This window comes from Kitasatospora sp. NPDC096077 (assembly GCF_040303245.1).
In the GTDB taxonomy this organism is placed as follows: Bacteria; Actinomycetota; Actinomycetes; order Streptomycetales; family Streptomycetaceae; genus Kitasatospora.
Window position 1 is genome coordinate 15,202 of the sequence record NZ_JBEOSV010000033.1, and the last position, 21,987, is coordinate 37,188.

The window sequence follows — 21,987 nt, forward strand, 5'->3', positions numbered from 1 at the left end:
GGGGGGGGGGGGCCCCGCGGGCGGCGGCCCCGCCCGCGCGGGCCGGGGGGGGGGGGGCCGGGGGGGCCCCCCGCCCGCCCTGGGGGGTGGTCAGCAGTACACCCCGGTGCAGAGCAGCACCGTGTCGCAGAGCGCGACGGTGCAGAGGCCGCTGCAGCCGGCGGTGCTGGCCTCGGGGGTGGGCAGGGTGGTCTCGGTGATGCGGGCGTCCAGGTCGCCGATGAGGGCGTCGAGGTCGGTGAGCGCGGTGATCTCGGGCATGGTCGTCTCCTTCAGGTGTGGTGTTCGGTGCGGGGTCCGGCGCCCGCCGGTCCCTTGTGGGGCCGCTGTCCGGGGGCCGTCCGGGGGTGTCCCCGGACGGCCCGAGGGGTGGTCAGCAGAACACCCCGGTACAGAGCGCGACGGTGTCGCAGGCCAGGATGGTGCAGACGCCGCTGCAGCCGCCGCTGCTGGCCTCGGGGGTCGGCAGGGTGGTCTCGGTGATGCGGGCGTCCAGGTCGCCGATGAGGGCGTCGAGGTCGGTGAGCGCGGTGATCTCGGGCATGGTTCCTCCTTCAGGAGTGGTGTTCGGTGTGGACCGCCCCGGTGGCCCGCCCACGGGGAGCGGGCGTACCGGGGACGTCGGGTTCGCCGCGCAGGGCGGCGACGGCGGGTTCCGCGAGTTCTTCGACGGCCCGGCCGAGCGGCAGTCGGAGTAGTAGTTGGGCGGCGACGGCGGCGCCGCCGTGCGCCGGGTCGCGCAGCAGCAGCCCGCCGGGGGCCGGGAGCATCTCCTCGACCAGCAGGTCCGCGCCGGGGTGGCGGGTGCAGATACGTTCCAGCAGGGCGACCGTGGTCACCGCCGCGAAATCCACGGGCACCGGCTTCGCCTGGGCCGCGGCCCGGACGAAGGCGAAGCGGGGCAACCCGGCGTCGCGGGTGAGCCCGGCGAGGGCGCGCACCTTGGTCAGGTCGTCGTCGCCCGGCCGCCACAGCCGGGTGGCCGGGACCCGCCGGAGCGCGGGGGCGATCACCAGGGCGCCGCCGCCGACGGTCACCCGGGGCAGCCGCTCCGGGGCGGGGAGGGCGCCCTCCAGACCGTCCAGGCGGATCAGGCGGGAGCACGCCGGGTGGCCCGCGGGCAGCAACAGGCGGGTCAGGACGTCGTACGGGGGCAGCGGCGTGCGGGTGGCGTGGTGGACCGGCAGCAGCCGGCAGCCGTCGGCCTCGGCGATGATCCGGGTGCCGGCCCGGCGCAGGGTGATCCGGTCCAGCGGCAGGTAGCGGGCGGTCAGGCCGTTCCGGCCCTGGTAGGGCAGCGGATCGGGGTCCCCGGTCCACCAGCCGGTGGTGACCGGCCGTCGGACGGCGTTGGCGGCGCGCTCGGCGAGCGGCGGCACCAGCAACTCGACGAAGCGCGCCCCGGACCGCCGCTCCACGGCGGCGAGGAAGGCCCGGTAGTCGCGCAGACTGCGGTAGCCGTCGTGCAGGGTGTGCAGCGCGTCGGCGAACCGGGCGTCCAGCACGCCCGCCGGTGAGGCCGTCTCCAGGACCGCGACCGGGCCGGGCCCCGGGAGCGGGCGCAACAGGCAGTCCAGGGGCCAGGGCGGCAGGGCCGTCCCGGCCGGGGGCGCGCCGAGCGCGTCCAGCAGGTCGTCGTCCAGGTCCACCGTCCCGGCGTCGGCCCGGGCGGCCAGATGGGCCAGCAGCGCGGCGTAGCCGGAACCGGGGGCCTCGGCGGGGTGCCAGCCAGGGTGGCGGCGCAGCGGCTGCGGCGGCGGGGCGTCGTCGTCGGGCAGGCAGTGGGCGAGGAGCTCGCCGAGCGGGCACGGCCGTTCGGTGAGGTCCGCCAGGGCGGCCGGCAGCCGGTGCGGGTCCGGTCCCGCGAGCCGGTCGGCCTCCCGCAGCCAGGCCACCCGGGCGGCGGTGCCGAGGGCCCGCTCCACCTGGCGGGCGGCCGCGCCGGACACCGCCGTGGCGGTGCTGCGGTAGGAGTCGGTGAACCAGGTGCGGGCGGTGTCGGCGGAGGAGGCACGGGTGGGGCCGGGGTCGGCACCGGGGTCCGGCACCGGCTGCGGCAGGGTGCCGCCCGCGCGGAGGTCCGCGGTGGGTCGCCAGCCGGTGGTGAGGCGGCGCGGGGGCTCGCAGGCCTGGAGCACGCCGAGTCCGAGCAGGTGCGCGAGGAAGCCGCGCAGCACCGTCGCGGGGGTGTCCGCCGGGGTCGCCGCCGGGCCCAGCAGCGCCGCTTCGAGGTCGGCCAACGGGAGCGGCCCGCCGCCCAGTCGGGCCAGGACGGCGTCCAGCGGGAGGGTGCGCCGCAGGACGACCCGGCGCATCCGGCTGCGTTCGCGCGGGTCGATCACCCAGCAGCGCAGGACCCCGGTGCCCGGGGGGCCGTCCGTCGGTTGGAGGAAGTGCAGCGGGGCCAGGGCCAGCAGCGTGGCCCGGTCCGCCGTCCGCAGGTCCAGGCCGCCGAGCCGGGCGCGCACCCCGTGGACGTTCTCGACGGCCTCGGCCGCGGCCCCGCCGAGGAGCGCGCCGGGCGGGAGGAGGCGCAGCAGGGCCCCGTCGCCGCCCCCGGCGCCGTCCGGCGGGGCGACCGGGACCAGGGTGACCTGGCCGACCCAGCCGCGCGGGGTGGTCTTCGCCGCGGCCCGCCCGAGCGCCCGCCACACGTACGCCGCCCGCTTGCGCAGCCGTTTCCCGCCCCAGGACTCGCCCGCGGTCAGGCGTCCGTGGACGTCGTCGGCGGCGCCGGGCTCCGTGCCGTCCAGGAAGTCCCGCATGACCGGGGACGCGCAGACCAGGGACCAGCCCAGCGCACCGACGCGCTCGCGCTCGTCCGCCACCGCGTCCGTCAGCCGCCGCAGGACGGCGGGGACCGACGCGGCCTCCTCGCCCAGCCGTACGGCGTCCGCGACGAGGTCGCGGGCGGCGGGCAGCCGCCCCAGCAGTCCGCAGTCGGCCGGGCCCGGTGCGGCGCCGGAGTGCAGCCGGCGGCGCAGGGCCAGTACGGCCCGGCGGTCGGCGGGGGTGAGGTCGGGGTGCGGCACCACCGCGGTGCCCAACTGCTCGGCCAGCGCCCGGGATTGCCCGGCCCGCCGGTCGTCCTGCCGGGCGAGGTCGGCGAACCGGGCGAACAGCTCCGGGTTGCCCGCCGCCGCCCACGCCTCCAGCGGCAGGCCGGCCACCCGGAGCAGTGCCGTGCCGGCCGGCCCGGGGGCCTCGCCCGCGTTCGGGTCCACCTCCATGTCCACGTCCACGTCCACGTCCCCGTCCATGTCGACGTCCACGTCAGAACCCCCCTTCGTCGGCGAGCGCGTGGGTCAGCAGGCTCTGTCGGGCCAGTGAGAGCCGCCCGCGGTTCCAGTGGAAGACGACGTAGTGGGCGGCGGCCCGGCGCGGGCCGATCACCGCCTCACCGGAGTCGAAGTAGCCGGTGCGCCAGGCCTCGGCGGCCCGGCGCACGGCGCTGCCGTCCGCCTCGACCGCCGCCCGCCGCTGCGGCGGGAGCGACGCGAGCAGGTCGGCGCGGCCGGTCCGCCAGACCGCGCGGATGCCCGCGGCGGCCCGCCGGGTGTCGTCGTCCGGCTCGGTGCCCAGCCGGCGCCCGATGTCGTCCCGCAGCACCTGCCAGACCCCGCGGTGCTCCCAGCCGACGATGCCGAGGCCGTCGAGGAGCTCACCGAGGAGGTACAGGGAGAACCGCCAGTCCGCGAGCGCCTCCGGCCGGCCCGGCGCGGCGGCGGCGTCGTGGTGGTCGAGCCAGGCCAGGGAATCCACCGTGAACAGGTCGTGGACGTACCGCATCGACCGCGGGCCGCCGAAGAGATAGGTCTCCGGCTCGTAATTCCCGCACCGCGGCGGAGCCGACCAGCCGTCCACCGCACGGAAGCGGCGGGTGAGTTCCGCACGCAGTTCCGCACACGAGTCCGCCGAATCCGGGTGGCCCACCTCGAACCGGACCCGCAGTCCCGGTGGTTTGTGCATGAAGAAGAAGGAGCGGGCCGCGCCGGCGGCGATCACCTCGCGGGCCGTGTCCGCGACGGCGCGGTACGTCCGGTGCGGCGCGGCCGGGCCCGGAGTGAGGTTGAGCTGGACCCAGCCGTCCTCCGGCCGGTCGCCGCGCAGCGCGGCGAGTCCGGCGGCCAGGAAGGTGCGGCGCGCGGCTTCGTACCCGGGGTTCGCGGAATCGACCGGTACTGTTTCCCGCGGAACGCCGCGAATGTCCTGGAGGCAGTCGGCCAGCAATCGTTCGACGTCCACCATCGCGCCCCACCTCCTCGTGATGTCTGCTGCTCCTCCTGGTTTTCCGCGATTCGGCCGGATCGAAAAATGGAAGACAAATACTCATATGATCAAAAAGATTGCGCCCCGTGCGCGCATGCGAGATCGTGCGCCGGAGAAACATCGAGGAGCGCATTCGAGGAGCGCCGGCCGTCCTCAGGAGGTCCGTTGAACATCCCCGGTCCCGAGCCCCGTCCGGACGGCGGGGTGGGCGCCATCGCACGGGCGGGCGGACTGCACGCCTACCAGCTGTGGCTGCACGCCGAGTACGGTCCGGTGGCGCGCTTCCAACTGCCCGGCGCCGACACCGCCGTGTCGATCGCCGACCCGGTGCTGCTGGAGGCCGCCGTCGGCCTCGACGAGCGGCCGGAGCGGCTGTTCTCCTTCCTGGACCCGCTGTTCGAGGCGGGCAATCTCCAGGTCCTCCCGGCCGACGAGCACGAGCCGTGGCGCCGGCTGCTGCTCGGCGTGCTGGCCGGACGGCCCGCGCACGAACGGCACTTCGCCCGCTTCACGGCCCTGGCGACCGAACTCGCCGACCGCTGGGCCGCGTTGCCCGCAGGCCGGCCGGTGGAACTCCAGCGGGAGCTCACCGCGCTCTCGCTGCGGATGATCTGCGCCTTCGCGCTGGGCGGCGAGGTCGAGGACCCGGACGGCGTGGTCGAGGCCTTCGAGACGGTGCTCGCCGAGCAGTTGGAGCGGCTGTACCGGCCGCCGGGTGCGGCGGCCCCGGCGGAGGGCGCGGAACGGACCGCCCGGGCACTCGCCGTCCTGCGGCGGACCGTCGATCGGGCGGTCGCGGCCCACCGCGGGGGCGGTCCCGGCGGCGATCGCAGCGATCTGATCGGCGCCCTGGTCGAGGCCGGTGAGCACCCGGCGCGGATCCGGGACACCGTCCTCACCGTCCTGCTGGCCGCCCACCACACCACGGGCGTGGCCGTCTCCTGGACCCTGCACCTGCTCGCCGGGCACCCCGGCGCGGCCGGGCGGGTCACCGCCGAACTCGACCGCGTCCTCGGCGACCGCGCCGCGCCGGACCACGCCGACCTGCACCGGCTGCCGTACCTGGAGATGGTGCTCAAGGAGTCGCTGCGCCGCTACCCGCCCGGCCCCTACGGTGCCCGGCGGACGGCCGCGCCGCTGACCGTCGGCCCGTACCGGCTGCCGGCCGGGGCGGTGGTCTTCCTCCCGATCTGGGCCGTCCACCTGAACCCCGCGTACTGGCCGGAGCCGGAGCGCTTCCGGCCCGAGCGGTTCGGCCCGGAGGAGTCGGCCGGGCGGCACCGGCTGGCCTGGATCCCCTTCGGAATGGGTCCGCGCGCCTGCGAGGGGGCCCGACTGGCCACCGTGGAGGCCCTGTTGCTGCTGGCCGTGCTGCTCAAGCGCCTCCGCTTCCGGCCCGTGCCGGGGCACCCGGTGGTGCCGGTCGAGCGGTTCGTCCTCTGGGCGGCCGAGGACATCCGGATGCTGGTGGGCCCACGGGCGGAGCGCGGCCCGGACCGGAGCTGAACTGCCCTGGAAGCGCACGTGGTTGGGCGACCGGAATGAGTGGCGGCCCTCGCGGACGGCGGCGCCCCGGAGGCCTGACGGGGGTGGCGGACCGACGCGGCGGTGGCCTCCGGCCGGGGTGGTCGACGCCCGAGGTCGAGCCCGTCTCCACCCTTCGCCAAGTTTTGGCAATGATTTCCATCTCGGCCCCGATCGGCCTGGTTGTGAAAATCGTTTCCACCTAGGGTGGGCGGCGTCCACCGAAGCCGGACCCCGCCCGCAGGGCAGGGCCGGCAGGCACCGCGAGGAGTAGCCCGCCCATGAGCACCGCCCCGTCCCGCCGCAAGCCCCTCAGCGTCGTCCTCGGCGCCGGCGCCGTCGTCGCCACGCTCGCGACGGCCACCGCCTGCTCGACCTCCTCCCCGGCGAAGACCGCCTCCGCCGCTCCGAGTGCCTCCGGCGGCAGCTCGAAGGTCATCCAGGTCACCGCGGCGGAGAACTTCTGGGGCTCGATAGCCACCCAGCTCGGCGGCGACCATGTGAAGGTCACCAGCATCATCACCAACCCCGACACCGACCCGCACTCCTACGAGCCGACCGCCGCCGACGGCCGGACCGTCGCCGCCGCGGACTACGTGATCAGCAACGGGATCGGCTACGACGCCTGGACGGACAAGCTGCTCGCCGCCAACCCCGGCTCCGCCCGCACCGCGCTCAAGGTCGGCGACCTGCTGGGCAAAAAGGAGGGCGACAACCCGCACCAGTGGTACTCGGCGGAGAGCGTCACCAAGGTGATCGACCGGATCACCGCCGACTACAAGAAGCTGGACCCGGCCGACGCGGCCTACTTCGACACCCGGCAGAAGACCTTCACCACCCAGACCCTGTCCACGTACCACCAGCTCGAAGCCGACATCAAGGCCAAGTACGCGGACACCCCGATCGGCGCCTCCGAGTCGATCGTCACCCCGCTCGCGGAGAGCGTCGGCCTGAAGCTGCTCACCCCCGAGACCTTCCTGGACGCGGAGAGCGAGGGCACCGACCCGACCGCCGCCGACAAGGCCGCCATCGACCAGCAGATCGCCGGCAAGCAGATCAAGGTCTACGTCTACAACACCCAGAACTCCAACCCCGACGTGGTCGCCCAGGTCAACGCCGCCAAGGCGCAGGGCATCCCGGTCGCCCAGGTCACCGAGACCCTCGCCCCGGCGAACGCCACCTTCCAGGACTGGCAGACCCAGGAGCTCCAGGGCCTCGCCGACGCGCTGAAGCAGGCGACGGGCAAGTGAGCATCCACCCGACCGAGAAGGTCCGTACGAACAACGAGCCGGAGCCGGGACGCGGCACCGCGCCCGGCGCGGAACCGGTGCTGTCGCTGCGCGGGGCGGCCGTGCGGGTGGGCGGGCGGACCCTGTGGTCGGGTGTCGATCTGACCGTCGGGGCCGGGGAGTTCACCGCCGTCCTCGGCCCCAACGGGGTCGGGAAGTCCACCCTGGTCAAGGTCCTGCTGGGCGTCCTCCCGGCGGCCGCCGGCGAGGTCCGGGTGCTCGGCGCGGCGCCCGGCGAACGCAACGCCGCGGTCGGCTACCTGCCGCAGCGGCGCAACTTCGACGCGAGCGTCCGGATCCGCGGGACCGACGTGGTGCGGCTGGGGCTGGACGGGGATCAGTGGGGGATCCCCGTCCCGTTCCTGAACCGCGCGAAGCACCGGGCCGCCCGCCGACGGGTCGAGGAGGTGGTCGAGCTGGTCGGCGCCACCGGCTACGCCCACCGGCCGATCGGCCAGTGCTCGGGCGGCGAGCAGCAGCGGCTGCTGATCGCCCAGGCGCTGATACGGCGCCCCCGGGTGCTGCTGCTGGACGAGCCGCTGGACAGCCTGGACCTGCCCAACCAGGCGGCGATCGCGGCCCTGTTGGGCCGGATCTGCCACCAGGAGGGGGTGTCGGTGGTGATGGTCGCGCACGACGTGAACCCGATCCTGCACCAGCTGGACCGGGTGGTGTACATCGCCGAGGGCGGCGCCCTCTCCGGCACCCCGGCCGAGGTGATCACCACCGCGACGCTGACCAGGCTCTACCGCACGCCCGTCGAGGTGCTGCGCACCAGTGACGGACGGCTGGTGGTGGTCGGCCAGCCGGAGGCCCCGGCGGTCCACAGCGACCGGCACGCCCACAACCACGACCACCTCGACCACCTCGACCACCGCGCCCACGGGAACGGAGACGGCCGTGCTGCTGGCATCTGACGCGACCGCCCCGGTCTTCGGCTGGAACCTGGTCGCCGACTTCCAGGACATGTGGTCCTACGCCTTCATGGTGAACGCTTTCCGGGCCGGTCTGGTGGTGGCCGTGGTCTGCGCCGTGGTCGGCTGGTTCATGGTGCTGCGCCGCCAGACCTTCGCCGGGCACACCCTCTCCGTCGCCGCCTTCCCCGGCGCCTCGCTGGCCGTGCTGGCCGGCTTCTCCACCTCGCTCGGCTACTTCGGCTTCTGCGTCGCCGCCGCCCTGGCGATAGCCGCGCTGCGGCGCAGCGGCTCGGAGGAGTCCGCCGTCACCGGCACCGTGCAGGCCTTCGCACTCGCCTGCGGCTACCTGTTCATCAGCCTCTACAAGGGACTCCTGGAGGGACCGACGGCGCTGCTGTTCGGCAGCTTCCTGGGCATCACCACCGGCCAGGTGGTGACCCTCGCCGTGGTCGGCGCCCTGGTGCTGGCCGTGCTGGCGGTGATCGGACGGCCGCTGCTGTTCGCCTCGGTCGACCCGCAGGTGGCGGCCGGACGCGGCGTCCCGGTCCGGCTGCTGGGCACGCTCTTCCTGGTGCTGCTCGGCGCGGCCACCGCCGAGGCTAGCCAGATCACCGGCACCCTGCTGGTCTTCGCGCTGATGGTGATCCCCGCGGCGACCGCCCAACAGCTCACCGCCCGGCCCGGGTTGAGCGTCCTGCTGGCCGTCCTGCTGGCCCTGGCGGCCTGCTGGGCGGGGCTGGTCGCGGCCTACTACCACCCGTACCCGCTCGGCTTCTTCGTGACGGGCTTCGCCTTCGCCGGGTACGTACTGGCGCACCTGGTGCGGTTCGCCCGCGACGCGCTGGGCCGCCGGGCCCGGCCGGCCGCCCTGATCGGAGCCGCCGCATGAGCGCGGTCATCACCCAGGCCTTCTTCCAACACGCCCTGCTGGCCGGGACGTTCATCGCACTGGCCTGCGGGCTGGTGGGGTACTTCCTGGTGCTGCGGGCCCAGATCTTCACCGGCGACGCGCTCAGCCACGTCGCGTTCACCGGCGCGATGGCCGCCCTGGCCGGCGGCTACGACCTGCGGCTCGGGCTGTTCGCCGGGACGATCGGGGTCGGGCTGCTGATCGGCGGACTCGGCCGCAAGGGCCGGGCGGACGACGTGGTCATCGGCAGCGTCTTCGCCTGGATCCTCGGCCTGGGCGCCTTCTTCCTCACCGTCTACACCACCTCCCGCAGCGGCGCCCAGGGCGGCGCCGGGACGAGCGTGCTGTTCGGCTCGATCTTCGGGCTGCACGGCGACCAGACCGGCACGGCCGTCCTCGTCGCGGGCGTGATCTGCCTGGTCCTGCTGCTGATCGCCCGGCCGCTGCTGTTCGCCACCCTCGACGAGGCGGTGGCCGCCGCCCGGGGCGTGCCGGTGCGGGTGCTCGGCTTCGCCTTCCTCGCCCTGGTCGGCGCGACGGCCGGCGAGGCCACCCAGGCGGTCGGCTCGCTGCTGCTGCTCGGCCTGCTCGCCGCCCCGGCGGGCGCGGCGATCCGGCTCACCGACCGGCCGTTCCGGGCCCTCGCGCTCTCCGCCGGGCTGGCGGTCGCGGAGATGTGGGGCGGACTGCTGCTCAGCGCGGCCGCGCCGAAGCTGCCGCCGAGCTTCGCCATCATGGCCGTCGCCAGCGCCGTCTACGCGGCCACCTTCCTGATCCGCCCGACCCGCGCCGCCCGCCCGGTGCCGGCCTGAACCGGGGGTGGACCGTGACCGAAGCGCCCACCAGCGCGCTGACCGAGGCCTTCCGCCGTGCGGCCGACCGACGGCCGGCCCCGGGCCCGGGCGAGCGGCCCGCGGCCGCACCGAACGACGGACTCGGCCGACTCACCCCGCAGCGTGCCGAGGTGCTCCGGGCCCTGGCGGCCTGCGAGGACTTCGTCAGCGCCCAACTCCTGCACGCGGGCCTGCTCACCACCGGCTCCCGGGTCGGCCTGAGCACCGTCTACCGCACGCTGACCGCGCTCGCCGCCGTCGGCCGCGCGGACGTGGTCCGCGACACCAACGGCGAGAAGCTGTTCCGCCACCGGCCGGGCGCCGACCACCGGCACTACCTGATCTGCCGCCGGTGCGGGCTCAGCCGACCGGTCGACGCCGCCCCCGTGGAGACCTGGGCCGACCACATCGCCGCGACCTCGGGCTTCGCGGACGTCCAGCACACCGTGGAGCTTTCGGGGGTCTGCGCCGACTGCCGGACACGCGACTGACCGCCGCCCGGGCCGACCGCGCGCCCGGGGACCCCGCCGTCCGCAGGATCCGCAGATTCGCAGACCGATCGGGTACGGATTCCACACCTTGGCATGCTGGTTCACCGGCCGTCCGGCGGGCAGGCTCGTTCACGTAACCCCTGAGTCGCACGCTCATGAGGAGTCCCGTGATCGAGCACCACGTCCGTGTCCACCCCAGCGCCGACCGGCTGCCCCGCGAGGAGCAGCTCGCCTGGAAGCTCGCCGCCGTCGCCACCGCGACCGAGGAGCTCGACCCCGAGAGCGCGGCGATGGCCGTCAACCGGGTCGTCGACAACGCCTCCGTCGCGGTCGCCTCGCTGCTGCGCCGCCCGGTCGCGGTCGCCCGCGCCCAGGCCACCGCCCACCGGGCCGGCGCCCCCGGCGCGTCCGTGTTCGGCACCGGGCGCCGGGTCCCGCCGGAGTGGGCGGCCTGGGCCAACGGAACGGCCGTGCGCGAGCTGGACTTCCACGACACCTACCTCGCCGCCGACTACTCCCACCCCGGCGACAACATCCCGCCGCTGCTGGCCGTCGCCCAGCACACCGGCCGCACCGGCGCCGACCTGCTGCGCGGCATCGTCGCCGCCTACGAGGTGCACGTGGCGCTGGTGCGCGGCATCTGCCTGCACGCCCACCGGATCGACCACGTCGCCCACCTGAGCGCGGCCACCGCCTGCGGCCTCGGCACCCTGCTGCGGCTGCCGACCGAGACCGTCTACCAGGCCGTCCAGCAGGCCGTGCACACCACCACCGCGACCCGGCAGTCCCGCAAGGGCGAGATCTCCAGCTGGAAGGCCTACGCCCCGGCCTTCGCCGGGAAGGCCGCGATCGAGGCGGTGGACCGGGCGATGCGCGGCGAGACCTCGCCGTCCCCGATCTACGAGGGCGAGGACGGCTTCCTCGCCTGGATGCTGGACGGCCCGCAGTCGGACTACACCGTGCTGCTGCCCGGGGTGGGCGAGCCGCGCCGGGCGATCCTGGACACTTACACCAAGGAGCACTCCGCCGAGTACCAGGCCCAGGCGATCATCGACCTGGCCCGGCGGCTGCGCGAGAAGACCGGCCCGCTGGACCGCGTGCGCTCGGTGGTCCTGCACACCAGCCACCACACCCACCAGGTGATCGGCTCCGGCGCGGGCGACCCGCAGAAGTACGACCCGACCGCCAGCCGGGAGACCCTCGACCACTCGATCCCGTACATCCTCGCCGTGGCCCTGGAGGACGGCGTCTGGCACCACGAGCGCTCCTACGCCCCCGAGCGGGCCCAGCGCCCGGAGACCGTCGAACTCTGGCGGAAGATCAGCACGGTGGAGGACCCGGAGTGGACCCGCCGCTACCACGACCCCGACCCGGAGCGCCGGGCCTTCGGCGGCCGGGTGGTGATCACCCTGGACGACGGCTCCGTCATCGAGGACCAGCTCGCCGTCGCGGACGCCCACCCGGCCGGCGCCCGCCCCTTCGACCGGCCCGCCTACCAGGGCAAGTTCCGCACCCTCACCGAGGGCGTGGTGACCCCCGCCGACCAGGACCGCTTCCTGACCGCCGCCGCCGGCCTCGGCGACCTGCGCGCCGCCGACCTCGACGAGCTGTTCCCCGCCGTCGACACCGAGGCCGTCCGCGCCTTCGACGCGACCCTCCCGAAGGGACTGTTCTGATGTCCCGGCCCGAGAGCCGCCTGCTGCACACCCGCACCACCCCCGCGCAGCGGCGCCGCGCCTTCCGCGAACAGCTCGCGTCCGGGCGGCTGCTGCGCATCCCCGGCGCGATCAACCCGCTCTCCGCCCGCCTGATCCAGGACACCGGCTTCGACGCGGCGTACCTCTCCGGCGCGGTGCTCGCCGCCGACCTGGGCCTGCCGGACATCGGTCTCACCACCTCGACCGAGATCGCCCAGCGCGCCCAGCAGACCACCCGCGCCACCGACCTGCCGGTGCTGATCGACGCCGACACCGGCTTCGGCGAGCCCATGAACGCGGCCCGCACCGTGCAGCTCCTGGAGGACGCGGGACTGGCCGGCCTCCACCTGGAGGACCAGGTCAACCCCAAGCGCTGCGGCCACCTCGACGGCAAGACCGTCACCCCCCGGGAGGAGATGGTCCGACGGATCAGGGCCGCCGTGGACGCCCGGCGCGACCCGGACTTCCTGCTGATGGCCCGCACCGACGCCCGCTCGGTCGAAGGACTCGACGCGGCGATCGAACGGGCCAGGGCCTACGTCGACGCCGGAGCGGACGCGATCTTCCCCGAGGCCCTCGCGGACCTCTCCGAGTACGAGGCCTTCCGCAAGGCGGTCGACGTGCCGCTGCTCGCCAACCTCACCGAGTTCGGCAAGACCCCGCTGCTGGACACCCGCACCCTGGAGAACCTGGGCTACAACATCGCCCTCTACCCGGTCACCCTGTTCCGGCTGGCCATGGGCGCGGTCGAGGACGGCCTGCGCACCATCGCCGCCGAGGGCACCCAGGCCTCCCTGCTGCCGCGCATGCAGCCCCGCTCCCGGCTCTACGAACTCCTCGGCTACGAGGAGTACGGGGCCTTCGACTCGGCCGTCTTCGACTTCACCCTTCCGCCCGGCACCTGACGCACCGGAGGCACCAGCACCATGAACGAGATCCACCGCGGCCTCGCCGGTGTCGTCGTCGACACCACCGAGATCTCCACCGTCATCCAGGAGACCAACTCCCTGACCTACCGCGGCTATCCGGTCCAGGACCTGGCCGCCCACCGCTCCTTCGAGGAGACCGCCTTCCTGCTCTGGTACGGCGAACTGCCGGACGAGGCCCAGCTGCGGGAGTTCCGCGCCCGGGAACGCGCCCTGCGCCCGCTCGACCGCACCACCGCCGAACTGCTGGCCAAACTGCCCGAGACCTGCCACCCGATGGACGTGCTGCGCACCGCCGTCAGCTTCTTCGGCGCCGAGGACCCGACCGAGGACGACGGCCGCCCGGCCCCCCACCTCGCCAAGTCCCTGACCCTGCTGGCGAAGCTGCCCACCGTGGTCGCCGCCGACCAGCGCCGCCGCCGCGGCCTGGACCCGATCGCCCCCGACCCGGAACTCGGGTACGCCGAGAACTTCTTCCACATGTGCTTCGGCACGGTGCCCGCCCCCGAGGTGGTGCGCTGCTTCGAGATCTCGCTGGTGCTGTACGCCGAACACAGCTTCAACGCCTCGACGTTCACCGCCCGGGTGGTCACCTCCACGCTGTCCGACCTCTACAGCGCCGTCACGGCCGCGATCGGCGCGCTCAAGGGCCCGCTGCACGGCGGCGCCAACGAGGCGGTGATGCACATGCTGGACGAGATCGGCGACCCGGCCCGCGCCGCCGAGTGGCTGGACGGGGCGCTGGCCGCCAAGCGGAAGATCATGGGCTTCGGCCACCGCGTCTACAAGCACGGCGACTCCCGGGTCCCGATCATGCAGGCCGCCCTGGACCGGCTGGTCGAGCACTCGGCCGACCCCGAGGCCACCCGGCTGGCCGCCCTGCACGCCGCGCTGCGCCGGGCGATGCTGGAACGCAAGGGCATCCACCCCAACCTCGACTACCCGGCCGGGCTGGCCTACCACCTGATGGGCTTCGACACCCCGGTGTTCACCCCGATCTTCGTGATGAGCCGGATCACCGGGTGGACCGCCCACATCACCGAACAGCTCGCCCACAACGCCCTGATCCGCCCGCTGGCCCAGTACGACGGTCCGGGCCAGCGGGCCGTGCCGGCCGCCGTGTAAGACGTCGGGCACGGCCCGGCCGGGGCTCAGGAGGGGACGGAACAGGTGACGGCCGGTGCCGCGTCGTCCTCCTGGCCGGGCCGCATCACCTGCACGTTCGCGAGCAGCGCCTCGACCACCTCGTCCAGGTCGAGGCGCTTCTCCACGGCCCGCAGCTGGCCCAGCCGCGCCCCGGTGCTGACCTGCGGCGGGGCGAGCAGGCTGCAGCAGTCCTCGTCCGGCAGGACGGAGATCTCCGCCGTGCCGAGCGCCCGGGCCTGGTCGATGATCTCCTGCTTCTCCCAGCCGATCAGCGGGCGCAGCACCGGCAGCGTGGCGGCCTGGTCCACGGCGGCCAGGTTGGCGAGGGTCTGGCTGGCGACCTGGCCGAGGCTGTCGCCGGTGACCAGGGCCTGGGCGCCGGTGGCGCCGGCCAGGGCGCAGGCGGTGCGCACCATCAGCCGACGCTGGGCGACCACTTGGAGGCGCCCGGCGCCCGCGACGGCCAGCTGCTTCTGGGCCTTGCCGAGGGAGACCACGTGCAGTTCGCCGGGCGGCTGGTAGCGGTTGAGCTCGCGGGCCAGGGCGTACGCCTTGTAGACCGAGGAGGGGTTGGTGTACGGCGCGCCGCTGAAGTGCACGAAGTCGCAGGCCAGTCCGCGCCGCATGGCCCGGTGCGCGGCGACCGGCGAGTCGTAGCCGCCGGACAGCAGCACCAGCGCCCGCCCGCTGGAGCCGACCGGCAGCCCGCTCAGCCCGGGGTGGCGCTCGGCGGACAGATAGGTCTCGCGGTGCTCGATCTCGACGGTCAGGGTGACGTCGGGCGCGGTCAGGTCGACCCGCAGGCCGGGGATCCGCGGCTGGAGGAACGCGCCGAGGTGGCGCTCCAGCTGGGTGGAGGTGAGGGCGAAGCCCTTGTCCCGGCGCCGGACCCGGACGGCGAAGCCGGTGGTGGCGCGTCCGGCGCAGGCGTCGCCGAGCACCGTCAGGGCGTTGGCCTCGACGGACTCCAGCGTGCTGGGCACCCGTAGGGCCGGCTCGACCGCGTTGAACCCGATCACCGTGCGGGCCCGGGCCACCAGGTCCTCGACCGGCACCTGCCCGCCGAGCACGGTGATGGTGTGCGGGGTCCGGATCCAGGTCGAGCCGCCTATCCCGCGCAGCGCGACCCGCAGGTTGTCCTCCAGCCGCTGGACGAAGCGCTGGCGGTTGCGGCCCTTGAGGACCACCTCGCCGTGTTTGAGCAGCACGCAGGGCCCGTAGGGCTCGGTGGCGCCGCGGGGCGAGGGCAGCCGTGCGCCGTCGGTCAGGTGGTCCATGCAGAAGTCCCAGTCGTCCCAGTGGTCCCGGTGTCGCTCCGAGCGGGGAGGACGGCGGCGCGCGCAGCAGCGTCCGGGGCGGCGGGCCGACGGACGGACCCGCCGGACCGGGGGTCCGTACGAGGGCCACGCGGCCCTCCCGCGGGGCCCCGGAGCGCGCACGCCGCCGTTCGGCGTGCGCACCGGTGGCAGGTCTTCGGACTCGCGGGCCGGTCCTCCCGGGGAGGACGCCTACTGGCCGTCGCTTCCCGGACCCGTTTCCCGGGCCCAGTGCGGATGACGGCGGTCGTTCCCGCTCACCGCTGCGGGGCAGTCCCGGACTGGCCGTGTGAAAGGCGTCACCGGGTTCCCTCTTGCCTCCCCGGGAGCGCGGGGCGCCCGGTGAACCACCAGCGGATCAACCCTACAGGCGGGGCGGTCCTGACTCGGCTGAGGCCTCGGGGCCGTCGGCCAGCACGGGGTAGGGCACCCGGCCGCGCCGGTCGGGGTCGACCAGCAGCCGTCCGCCCGCCGGCGGCCGGGCCCGCTGGGCGCAGTCCCGGCGTTCACAGATCCGGCAGCCCAGCCCGATCGGGGTGGCCGCGCCGGGCGCGTTCGGCGCGATGCCCTCGGCGTAGACCAGGCGGTGGGCGTGCCGCAGCTCGCAGCCGAGCGCGACGGCGAACTCGCTGCGCGGCGCGCGGTGTCCGTGGCCGCCGTGCGAGACGGTCCGGGCGATCCAGAAGTAGCGCTTGCCGTCGGGCATCTCGGCGACCTGGGTGAGGACCCGGCCGGGCGAGGAGAAGGCCTCGTAGACCGTCCACAGCGGGCAGGTGCCGCCCAGCCGGGAGAAGTGGAAGTCGGTGGCGGACTGGCGCTTGGAGATGTTCCCGGCCCGGTCGGCGCGCAGGAAGGAGAAGGGCACCCCGCGCCGGCCGGGGCGTTGCAGGGTGCTCAGCCGGTGGCAGACCGTCTCGAAGCCGACGCCGAAGCGGGCCCGGAGCAGCTCGATGTCGTAGCGGAGTTCCTCGGCGGCGGCGTGGAAGGCGGTGTACGGCATCAGCACGGCGCCGGCGAAGTAGTTGGCCAGGCCGATCCGGGCCAGGTCGACGGCCTGCGGAGAGGTGAGGTCGGGCTCGGCCGCCGCCAGCAGTGTGTCGAGCAGCGGGCGGTGCTCCAACAGGGCCAGCTGGGTGGCGAGTTGGAAGGCGCGGCGGCCGTCGGTCAGCCACGGGGAGAGGTGCAGCGCGCCGGTCGCCGGGTCGTACCGGCGCAGGTCGGCGGCCCGCCGCTGGTCCGCCTCGACCACCCGGACGCCGTGCCGCTCGGCGAGCCGGGTGGCCAGCGCGGCGGCGGTGCGGCCCGCGGTCGTGGTGGCCAGCTCCCGCGCGGTGCGCTCCGCGGCCTCGTCCAGGGCGGCGATGTGGTTGTGGTGGGCGTAGAAGAAGTCCCGGACCTCGTCGTGGGGTTCGGCCGGGCGGATGGCCCCGCCGATGGCGCCGCCACCCGGTTCGCCCAGGTCGGCGACCCGGGCGAGGGCCGCGCGGTAGCTGCGGTGCAGCGCGACCAGGGCCCGGGCCAGTTCCGGGTGGTCCCGGCTGACCTCGGCGATCTCCTCCGCGGGGACCCCGCCGCCGCAGGCCTCGTCGGCGAGCGCGGTGCGCAGATCGGTGCCGAGGCGCTCCTCCTCGGCCTCGGAGAAGAACTCCGGGTCGACCCCGAACACCTCGGAGATCCGCAGCAGCACGGCGGCGGTCAGCGGGCGCTGGCTGTGCTCGATCTGGTTGAGGTAGCTGGTCGAGATCCCCAGCTCGCGGGCCAGCTCGACCTGGTTCATGCCGTGCTCGCGGCGCAGCCGGCGGAGCTTGGCGTGGGCGTAGACCTTCCGCCCGGTGGGACGTGCCATGGGCGTGCCCTTCCCTTCCTGCCCGTTCCTGCGAAGGTACCACCGCCCCGGGTTCGCAGTATTCGCAGGAACGGGCCCGCCCTTGTGCGGAATCCGCAGGTGGGGCCACCTACCGCCAGGGAAAAGCCGGACCGCCCGGTGGCGACTCGGCTGAGTCGGCCACCGGGCGGTCCGGGGGGGTGTCGGTCGGTGCCTGCGGTCAGGCGGCGACCTTCTCGTCCTGCTCCACCGGGGCGCCGGTGGTGGCGGGGGCGTTCTCCCGGGGGGTGGGGAGCACGGCCATGATCACGGCCGAGATCACGATGGTGGCCGCCCAGGCGAGCCCGTACCGGCCGATCGGGGTGTCGGAGAACGGGCCGGCGAACCAGTCGCACTTGGTGAAGGCGAGGCCGGCCAGCAGCGCGAGCAGCCAGGACACCATCGCCTGCCAGCAGAAGCCGCCGGTGTACCAGTAGCGGCTGGTGCTGCTGGTGTCCATCAGCGCCTCGGCGTCGTAGCGCACGGCGCGCGTCCGGCGCCGGTACATGTCCACCGCGTAGACGCCGATCCAGGCCGAGAAGGAGACGGCGAGCAGGATCAGGAAGGTGATGAAGGAGCCCAGGAAGCTCTTCGCGACCAGCATCAGCAGCAGGCCGCCGACCAGCGAGATCACGGCGTTGATGCTGACCGCCATGGCGCGCGGCAGCTTGACGCCCATGGTCTGGGCGGTGAAGCCGGCCGAGTACATGGAGAGGCTGTTGATCAGCAGCATGCCGACGATCGCGGTCAGCAGGTAGGGCACGGCCAGCCAGGTCGGCAGCAGGTCGCCGAGGAAGGAGACCGGGTCCGCGGCCTGTGCCAGGCCGGGGGAGGCCACCGCCATCACGGCGCCCATCAGCACCATCGGCACCACGACCATGGCGGCGCCGGAGACCGTCACGCCGACGATCTTCTTGCCGGAGGCCTTGTGCGGCAGGTAGCGGGCGAAGTCCGGGCCGGTGGGGACCCAGCTGATGCCGCCGGCGGCGATGGTGCCGATGCCGGCGATCATCATCGCGGTGGTGCCCGCGGGCTTGGCGAAGACCTCGTTCCAGTGGATGGTCGCGACCAGGTAGCCCAGCACCAGGATGCTGAAGACGCCGAACAGGTACGTCGACCAGGTGTTGCAGACGTTCAGCGCCTTGCGGCCCATCCCGGAGACCAGGAAGGTGCAGGCGACGAAGGCGAACAGCGTGATCACGATCAGCGCGGTGTTGCTCTTGATGCCGAACAGCAGGTCGAGCACGGTCAGTACGGCGTAGGCGCCGGTGACCGCGTTGATCGTCTCCCAGCCGAACCGGGCGACCCAGAGGATCGCGCCGGGGAACAGGTTCCCGCGCACCCCGAAGGTGGCCCGCGAGAGGGTCGCGCCCGGCGCCCCGCCCCACTTCCCGGAGACCGAGAGCACACCGACCATCCCGAAGGAGACCAGCGCGGCGCACGCGGCGACGATCAGGACCTGCCAGAAGTTCAGCTGGTTGAACACGACCAGGGCCGCACCCATGGTGAGCAGCAGCACGCTGATGTTCGCCGCGACCCAGGTCGGGAAGAGCTCACGGACTCTGCCCCGGCGCTCGTGGTCGGGGACGGGTTCGATACCGCGGGTCTCTATCGCGCCGTCGGCGTTGTCGGCGGTGGACAGGTTGTCCATGAGGGTGGCTCCGTGCCTGTGAAGCAGAGAATCGGACAAAGTGGAACATTTATGGAACTCTTCGCGCGTAGCGCGGGAGTTCAGCCATCCTACGTGGTCCGTCTCCGGTTCGAGTTCGCTCCAACGGCGGGCGGGGGCGGGGTACCGGGCGACGGGCCCGGGCGGTGCGGGCCGGGCCGGGGTCGGGCCCGGTCGGGGTGGTGAGACGAGGGTCACGGCGAGGCGGCCCCGGAGGCGCGAAAATGTGCCCGAAATAACCTTATGAAATTACCGCCTCTTGGGAAAAATTCGCCCCTCGCATATCCCATTCGTCACTTCGTGCTCAATCATCACGAATTTCCAGGGAATTCCCCAGAACTCTCGACACGGTTCCACCGGCATGGGATAGTCGCTTCGAATCACCTGGTATGGAGGAGCGCACGGTGCCCGTTTCCAGGAGTTTGGTCTCGCCCGACGGGCGCAGCTGGGAAGCCGGAGAAATCACGGCCCGCGTATTCGGCACCGCCGAAATCCTCGCCCGCCGCGGCGTCGGGCCCGGCTCGCGCGTGATGATGAGCGGGGCCAATTCCCGGGAATGGGTGGTCGCGCTGCTGGCGCTCGTCCACCTGGACGCCTCGGTGGTCCTGGCCGACCACCGGGCCACCCCGGAACAGCGCTCGCAGCTCCGCACCCGGGCGCGGGTGGTGCTCGACCTCGACGACGCCGCGCTCGCCGCCGCCGTCCCGGCGCCCCGCCCCGGCCCGGCCGCGACGTCCCGCCCCGGCCCGGCCGCGACGTCCCGCCCCGGCCCGGCCGTGGCGGCCGGGCCCGAGGTCACCGGCTGGGCCCGGCGGCCGGACGCCGCGATCTCCTGGTCCTCGGGCACCACGGGCAGCCCCAAGGGCATCGTCCGCTCCGGCCGGTCGATCCTGGACAACCTCGCGCTCAGCGCGCAGCGGATGGGCTACCGGCCGGACGACGTCTTCCTGCCGCTCCTGCCGTACTCCCACCAGTACGGGCTGTCGCTGGTCCTCTGCTGGTGGCTGGGCGGCGGCACGCTGCTGGTGTACGGCCCGACCACGCGCCTGGACCGCGCGCTCGCGCTCGGCGTCGACCACGGCCTCACCGTCGTCGACGGCGCCCCGTCGACCTACTACAGCCTGCTCAACCTGCTCGACCGCCGCCCCGCCCTGGCGAACGCGCTGGAGGGCGTCCGGGCCTGGTGCGTGGGCGGCGCGCCGCTGGGCCGCACCCTGGCGGCCCGGTTCCACGCCCGCACCGGCCGGCACCTGCTCGACGGCTACGGGGCGACCGAGCTGGGGAACATCGCGCTGGCACCCCCCACCGACCCGGTCGGCTGCGGCACGCCCCTGCCCGGCGTGGTGGTCGAGGTCCACGACGAGCACGGCCGGCCGCTGCCCGCCGGCCGGCTCGGCGAACTGGTGGTCCGCAGCCACGGACTGATGACCGGCCGGCTCGGCGAGGACGGCGAACTCGTCCCGGTGCCGGACCCGGTCCACCGCACCGGCGACATCGGCCGGCTGGACGACGCCGGCCGGGTGTTCCCGATCGGGCGCAAGCACGCGGTGCACCGCGACGGCCACACCCTCTACCCCGACCACCTCGCCGAACGGGCCGAGTCGGCCGGCGCCCGCACCGAGGTGGTCGCCGTCCCCGACGCCCGCTCGGGCAGCCGGCTGGTGTTCCTGGTCGCCGACCCGGACGACCGTGAACCGGCCTACTGGAAGCGGAGGTTGCGCCCGGTGCTGGCGGGCTACGAACAGCCCGACCGGATCCTGGTGCTGCCCGCCCTGCCGCTCACCAACACCGGGAAGCCCGACCGGGTCGCGCTGGAGAGGATCGCCCGGACCTCGCTCGCCGCGGCGCACCGGACGACCGCCGAGACCACCGGGCCCGTCCCGACCGTCGACCCGGCCGGCTACCGGATCCCGTACGGCGGCCGCCTGGACGCGCTGCGCGCGGTGCGCCGCCACGTGGCCGACCACCGGGACGCGGTGCTGCGGATCCTCACCGAGACCTCGCCCCACCACACCGCCGACGCGGAGATCCGCTCCTTCCTCGCCACCCTCGACGGGGCGGAGGAGGAGATCCGGCGGGTCCGGCCCGGCCCGGTGCCCCGGACCGCGGTCTTCATGCCCTCCAACATCCCGCTGTACTCCTACGCGCTGTACATGCTGGTGGCCTCCCTCTACAGCGAGCGGATCACCTTCCGCCCCTCGTCCGAGACCGAGGACCAACTCCGGCGCCTGCACGAGCTGCTGGCCCCGGTGCACGGCCTGCCCATCGAGCTGGCCGCGCTCAGCCGGCGCAAGTTCGTGACCGGACCGGTGCGGGAGGCGGACCTGGTGGTCTTCACCGGGGACTACGCCAACGCCGAGACCGTCCGCGAAGGACTGGCGGAGGACCAGCTGTTCCTCTTCTTCGGCCACGGCATCAACCCCTTCGTGATCGCACCGGACGCCGACCTCACCCGCGCCGTGCACGACGTCACCCGGATCCGGCTGCACAACTCCGGCCAGGACTGCTTCGGCCCCGACGTGGTGTTCACCCCGAAGGGCCGCACCGAGGAGTTCGTCGACCTGCTGTCCGCCAAGCTGACCTCGCTGCGGTTCGGCGGCAATGGCGACCCGGGCGCCGACTACGGCCCGATCTGCTACGACTCGGCGCTGGTGAACTGCTCGGACTACCTGGTGCGGCACATGCGGCAGATCCGGCACGGCGGCCGGATCGACCTGCCGTCCCGCAAGGTCGAACCGACCGTGCTGCTCTGGGGGTTCGACGACAAGATCCCGCTCGACGAGATGTTCGCCCCGGTGTTCAACGTCGTCGCCTACCCCACGGCGAAGCTGCTGCGCGAACGGCTGGCCGGGCCCTACTTCAGCGAACGCGCGCTCGGCGCGATGGTGTACGGCAACGACCCGGAGACGGTCGACGTGCTGACCAGGCGCCACCGCACCTGCGTCAACCACACCCTACTCGACGCCGAGGACGGCAACCGCCCCTTCGGCGGCTTCGGGCTGCGGGCCAACTACCGCTCCCTCGGCGGCGAGCGGCACGCCGAACCGCTGCTGATGTCGCAGGCCGTGGCCCGGAGCCTGCCGGCGGCCGCCCCGGTCCAGGCGGCCGCCCCCGTCCCGGTGGGCGGGGAGTGATC

Annotated in this window: 17 protein-coding genes and 1 riboswitch; of the genes, 10 read left to right on the plus strand and 7 right to left on the minus strand. The window is 74.1% G+C overall.

Features of this window, described 5'->3' with window-relative positions:
* Positions 1–90: 90 nt before the first annotated feature.
* The 4 genes from ABTZ03_RS25720 to ABTZ03_RS25735 form a co-directional block, all read right to left on the minus strand.
* Positions 91–261 carry a hypothetical protein gene (locus tag ABTZ03_RS25720; RefSeq protein ID WP_350515429.1) on the minus strand — a complete coding sequence of 57 codons (171 nt, stop codon included), beginning with the start codon at positions 259–261 and terminating at the stop codon, positions 91–93.
* Positions 262–373: 112 nt separating this feature from the next.
* Positions 374–544, minus strand: coding sequence for a hypothetical protein (locus ABTZ03_RS25725; protein WP_350515430.1), 171 nt, complete (start codon positions 542–544; stop codon positions 374–376).
* Positions 545–554: 10 nt separating this feature from the next.
* Positions 555–3,272, minus strand: a complete 2,718-nt coding sequence (locus ABTZ03_RS25730; protein WP_350515431.1) for a lantibiotic dehydratase — start codon at positions 3,270–3,272, stop codon at positions 555–557.
* Between the two features lies 1 nt (position 3,273).
* Positions 3,274–4,248: a thiopeptide-type bacteriocin biosynthesis protein gene (locus ABTZ03_RS25735; RefSeq protein ID WP_350515432.1), complete on the minus strand. Its 975-nt coding sequence runs from the start codon at positions 4,246–4,248 to the stop codon at positions 3,274–3,276.
* A 186-nt stretch (positions 4,249–4,434) separates the two neighbouring features.
* Between ABTZ03_RS25735 and ABTZ03_RS25740 the strand changes: the two genes are divergently transcribed.
* The 9 genes from ABTZ03_RS25740 to ABTZ03_RS25780 all read left to right on the plus strand — a co-directional run bounded on the left by ABTZ03_RS25740 (position 4,435) and on the right by ABTZ03_RS25780 (position 13,981).
* A complete protein-coding gene (locus ABTZ03_RS25740; RefSeq protein ID WP_350515433.1) occupies positions 4,435–5,775 on the plus strand; it encodes a cytochrome P450 in 1,341 nt (446 codons plus the stop codon).
* A gap of 299 nt (positions 5,776–6,074) precedes the next feature.
* Positions 6,075–7,043 (plus strand): metal ABC transporter solute-binding protein, Zn/Mn family, encoded by a 969-nt coding sequence (locus ABTZ03_RS25745; protein ID WP_350515434.1) that lies wholly within the window; start codon positions 6,075–6,077, stop codon positions 7,041–7,043.
* Complete coding sequence (locus ABTZ03_RS25750; protein WP_350515435.1) at positions 7,040–7,999, plus strand: metal ABC transporter ATP-binding protein; 960 nt, start codon at positions 7,040–7,042, stop codon at positions 7,997–7,999. The genes ABTZ03_RS25745 and ABTZ03_RS25750 overlap by 4 nt, the downstream gene beginning before the upstream one ends.
* Positions 7,983–8,888: a metal ABC transporter permease gene (locus ABTZ03_RS25755; RefSeq protein WP_350515436.1), complete on the plus strand. Its 906-nt coding sequence runs from the start codon at positions 7,983–7,985 to the stop codon at positions 8,886–8,888. The genes ABTZ03_RS25750 and ABTZ03_RS25755 overlap by 17 nt, the downstream gene beginning before the upstream one ends.
* Positions 8,885–9,721 (plus strand): metal ABC transporter permease, encoded by an 837-nt coding sequence (locus ABTZ03_RS25760; RefSeq protein WP_350515437.1) that lies wholly within the window; start codon positions 8,885–8,887, stop codon positions 9,719–9,721. The genes ABTZ03_RS25755 and ABTZ03_RS25760 overlap by 4 nt, the downstream gene beginning before the upstream one ends.
* A 14-nt stretch (positions 9,722–9,735) precedes the next feature.
* On the plus strand, positions 9,736–10,233 hold the full coding sequence (locus tag ABTZ03_RS25765; RefSeq protein ID WP_350515438.1) for a Fur family transcriptional regulator: 498 nt from the start codon (positions 9,736–9,738) through the stop codon (positions 10,231–10,233).
* A gap of 167 nt (positions 10,234–10,400) precedes the next feature.
* Positions 10,401–11,909 (plus strand): MmgE/PrpD family protein, encoded by a 1,509-nt coding sequence (locus ABTZ03_RS25770; RefSeq protein WP_350515439.1) that lies wholly within the window; start codon positions 10,401–10,403, stop codon positions 11,907–11,909.
* Between the two features lie 20 nt (positions 11,910–11,929).
* Positions 11,930–12,835, plus strand: coding sequence for a methylisocitrate lyase (gene prpB / locus ABTZ03_RS25775; protein WP_350515493.1), 906 nt, complete (start codon positions 11,930–11,932; stop codon positions 12,833–12,835).
* Positions 12,836–12,856: 21 nt separating this feature from the next.
* On the plus strand, positions 12,857–13,981 hold the full coding sequence (locus ABTZ03_RS25780; RefSeq protein ID WP_350515440.1) for a bifunctional 2-methylcitrate synthase/citrate synthase: 1,125 nt from the start codon (positions 12,857–12,859) through the stop codon (positions 13,979–13,981).
* 26 nt (positions 13,982–14,007) lie between these two features.
* Here ABTZ03_RS25780 and thiI read toward each other — a convergent pair whose 3' ends face one another.
* The 3 genes from thiI to ABTZ03_RS25795 all read right to left on the minus strand — a co-directional run bounded on the left by thiI (position 14,008) and on the right by ABTZ03_RS25795 (position 18,833).
* The gene (thiI, locus tag ABTZ03_RS25785) at positions 14,008–15,279 is read right to left on the minus strand and encodes a tRNA uracil 4-sulfurtransferase ThiI (RefSeq protein ID WP_350515441.1); all 1,272 of its coding nucleotides are present in this window, start codon (positions 15,277–15,279) and stop codon (positions 14,008–14,010) included.
* Positions 15,280–15,449: 170 nt separating this feature from the next.
* Positions 15,450–15,685: riboswitch (cobalamin riboswitch) on the minus strand.
* Positions 15,683–17,164, minus strand: coding sequence for a short-chain fatty acyl-CoA regulator family protein (locus tag ABTZ03_RS25790; protein WP_350515442.1), 1,482 nt, complete (start codon positions 17,162–17,164; stop codon positions 15,683–15,685). (Overlaps the previous riboswitch by 3 nt.)
* A gap of 199 nt (positions 17,165–17,363) precedes the next feature.
* Positions 17,364–18,833 carry a purine-cytosine permease family protein gene (locus tag ABTZ03_RS25795; protein WP_350515443.1) on the minus strand — a complete coding sequence of 490 codons (1,470 nt, stop codon included), beginning with the start codon at positions 18,831–18,833 and terminating at the stop codon, positions 17,364–17,366.
* Between the two features lie 422 nt (positions 18,834–19,255).
* On the opposite strand from ABTZ03_RS25795, the gene ABTZ03_RS25800 reads away from it, so the two are divergent.
* The gene (locus ABTZ03_RS25800; RefSeq protein ID WP_350515444.1) at positions 19,256–21,985 is read left to right on the plus strand and encodes an aldehyde dehydrogenase family protein; all 2,730 of its coding nucleotides are present in this window, start codon (positions 19,256–19,258) and stop codon (positions 21,983–21,985) included.
* Positions 21,986–21,987 lie beyond the last annotated feature (2 nt).

Bases quoted from the DNA above. Each gene is read 5' to 3' on its own strand.
- ABTZ03_RS25720 (WP_350515429.1), bottom strand. From the start codon at position 261: ATGCCCGAGATCACCGCGCTCACCGACCTCGACGCCCTCATCGGCGAC.
- ABTZ03_RS25725 (WP_350515430.1), bottom strand. From the start codon at position 544: ATGCCCGAGATCACCGCGCTCACCGACCTCGACGCCCTCATCGGCGAC.
- ABTZ03_RS25735 (WP_350515432.1), bottom strand. From the start codon at position 4,248: ATGGTGGACGTCGAACGATTGCTGGCCGACTGCCTCCAGGACATTCGC.
- ABTZ03_RS25745 (WP_350515434.1), top strand. From the start codon at position 6,075: ATGAGCACCGCCCCGTCCCGCCGCAAGCCCCTCAGCGTCGTCCTCGGC.
- ABTZ03_RS25760 (WP_350515437.1), top strand. From the start codon at position 8,885: ATGAGCGCGGTCATCACCCAGGCCTTCTTCCAACACGCCCTGCTGGCC.
- ABTZ03_RS25780 (WP_350515440.1), top strand. From the start codon at position 12,857: ATGAACGAGATCCACCGCGGCCTCGCCGGTGTCGTCGTCGACACCACC.
- thiI (WP_350515441.1), bottom strand. From the start codon at position 15,279: ATGGACCACCTGACCGACGGCGCACGGCTGCCCTCGCCCCGCGGCGCC.
- ABTZ03_RS25790 (WP_350515442.1), bottom strand. From the start codon at position 17,164: ATGGCACGTCCCACCGGGCGGAAGGTCTACGCCCACGCCAAGCTCCGC.
- ABTZ03_RS25795 (WP_350515443.1), bottom strand. From the start codon at position 18,833: ATGGACAACCTGTCCACCGCCGACAACGCCGACGGCGCGATAGAGACC.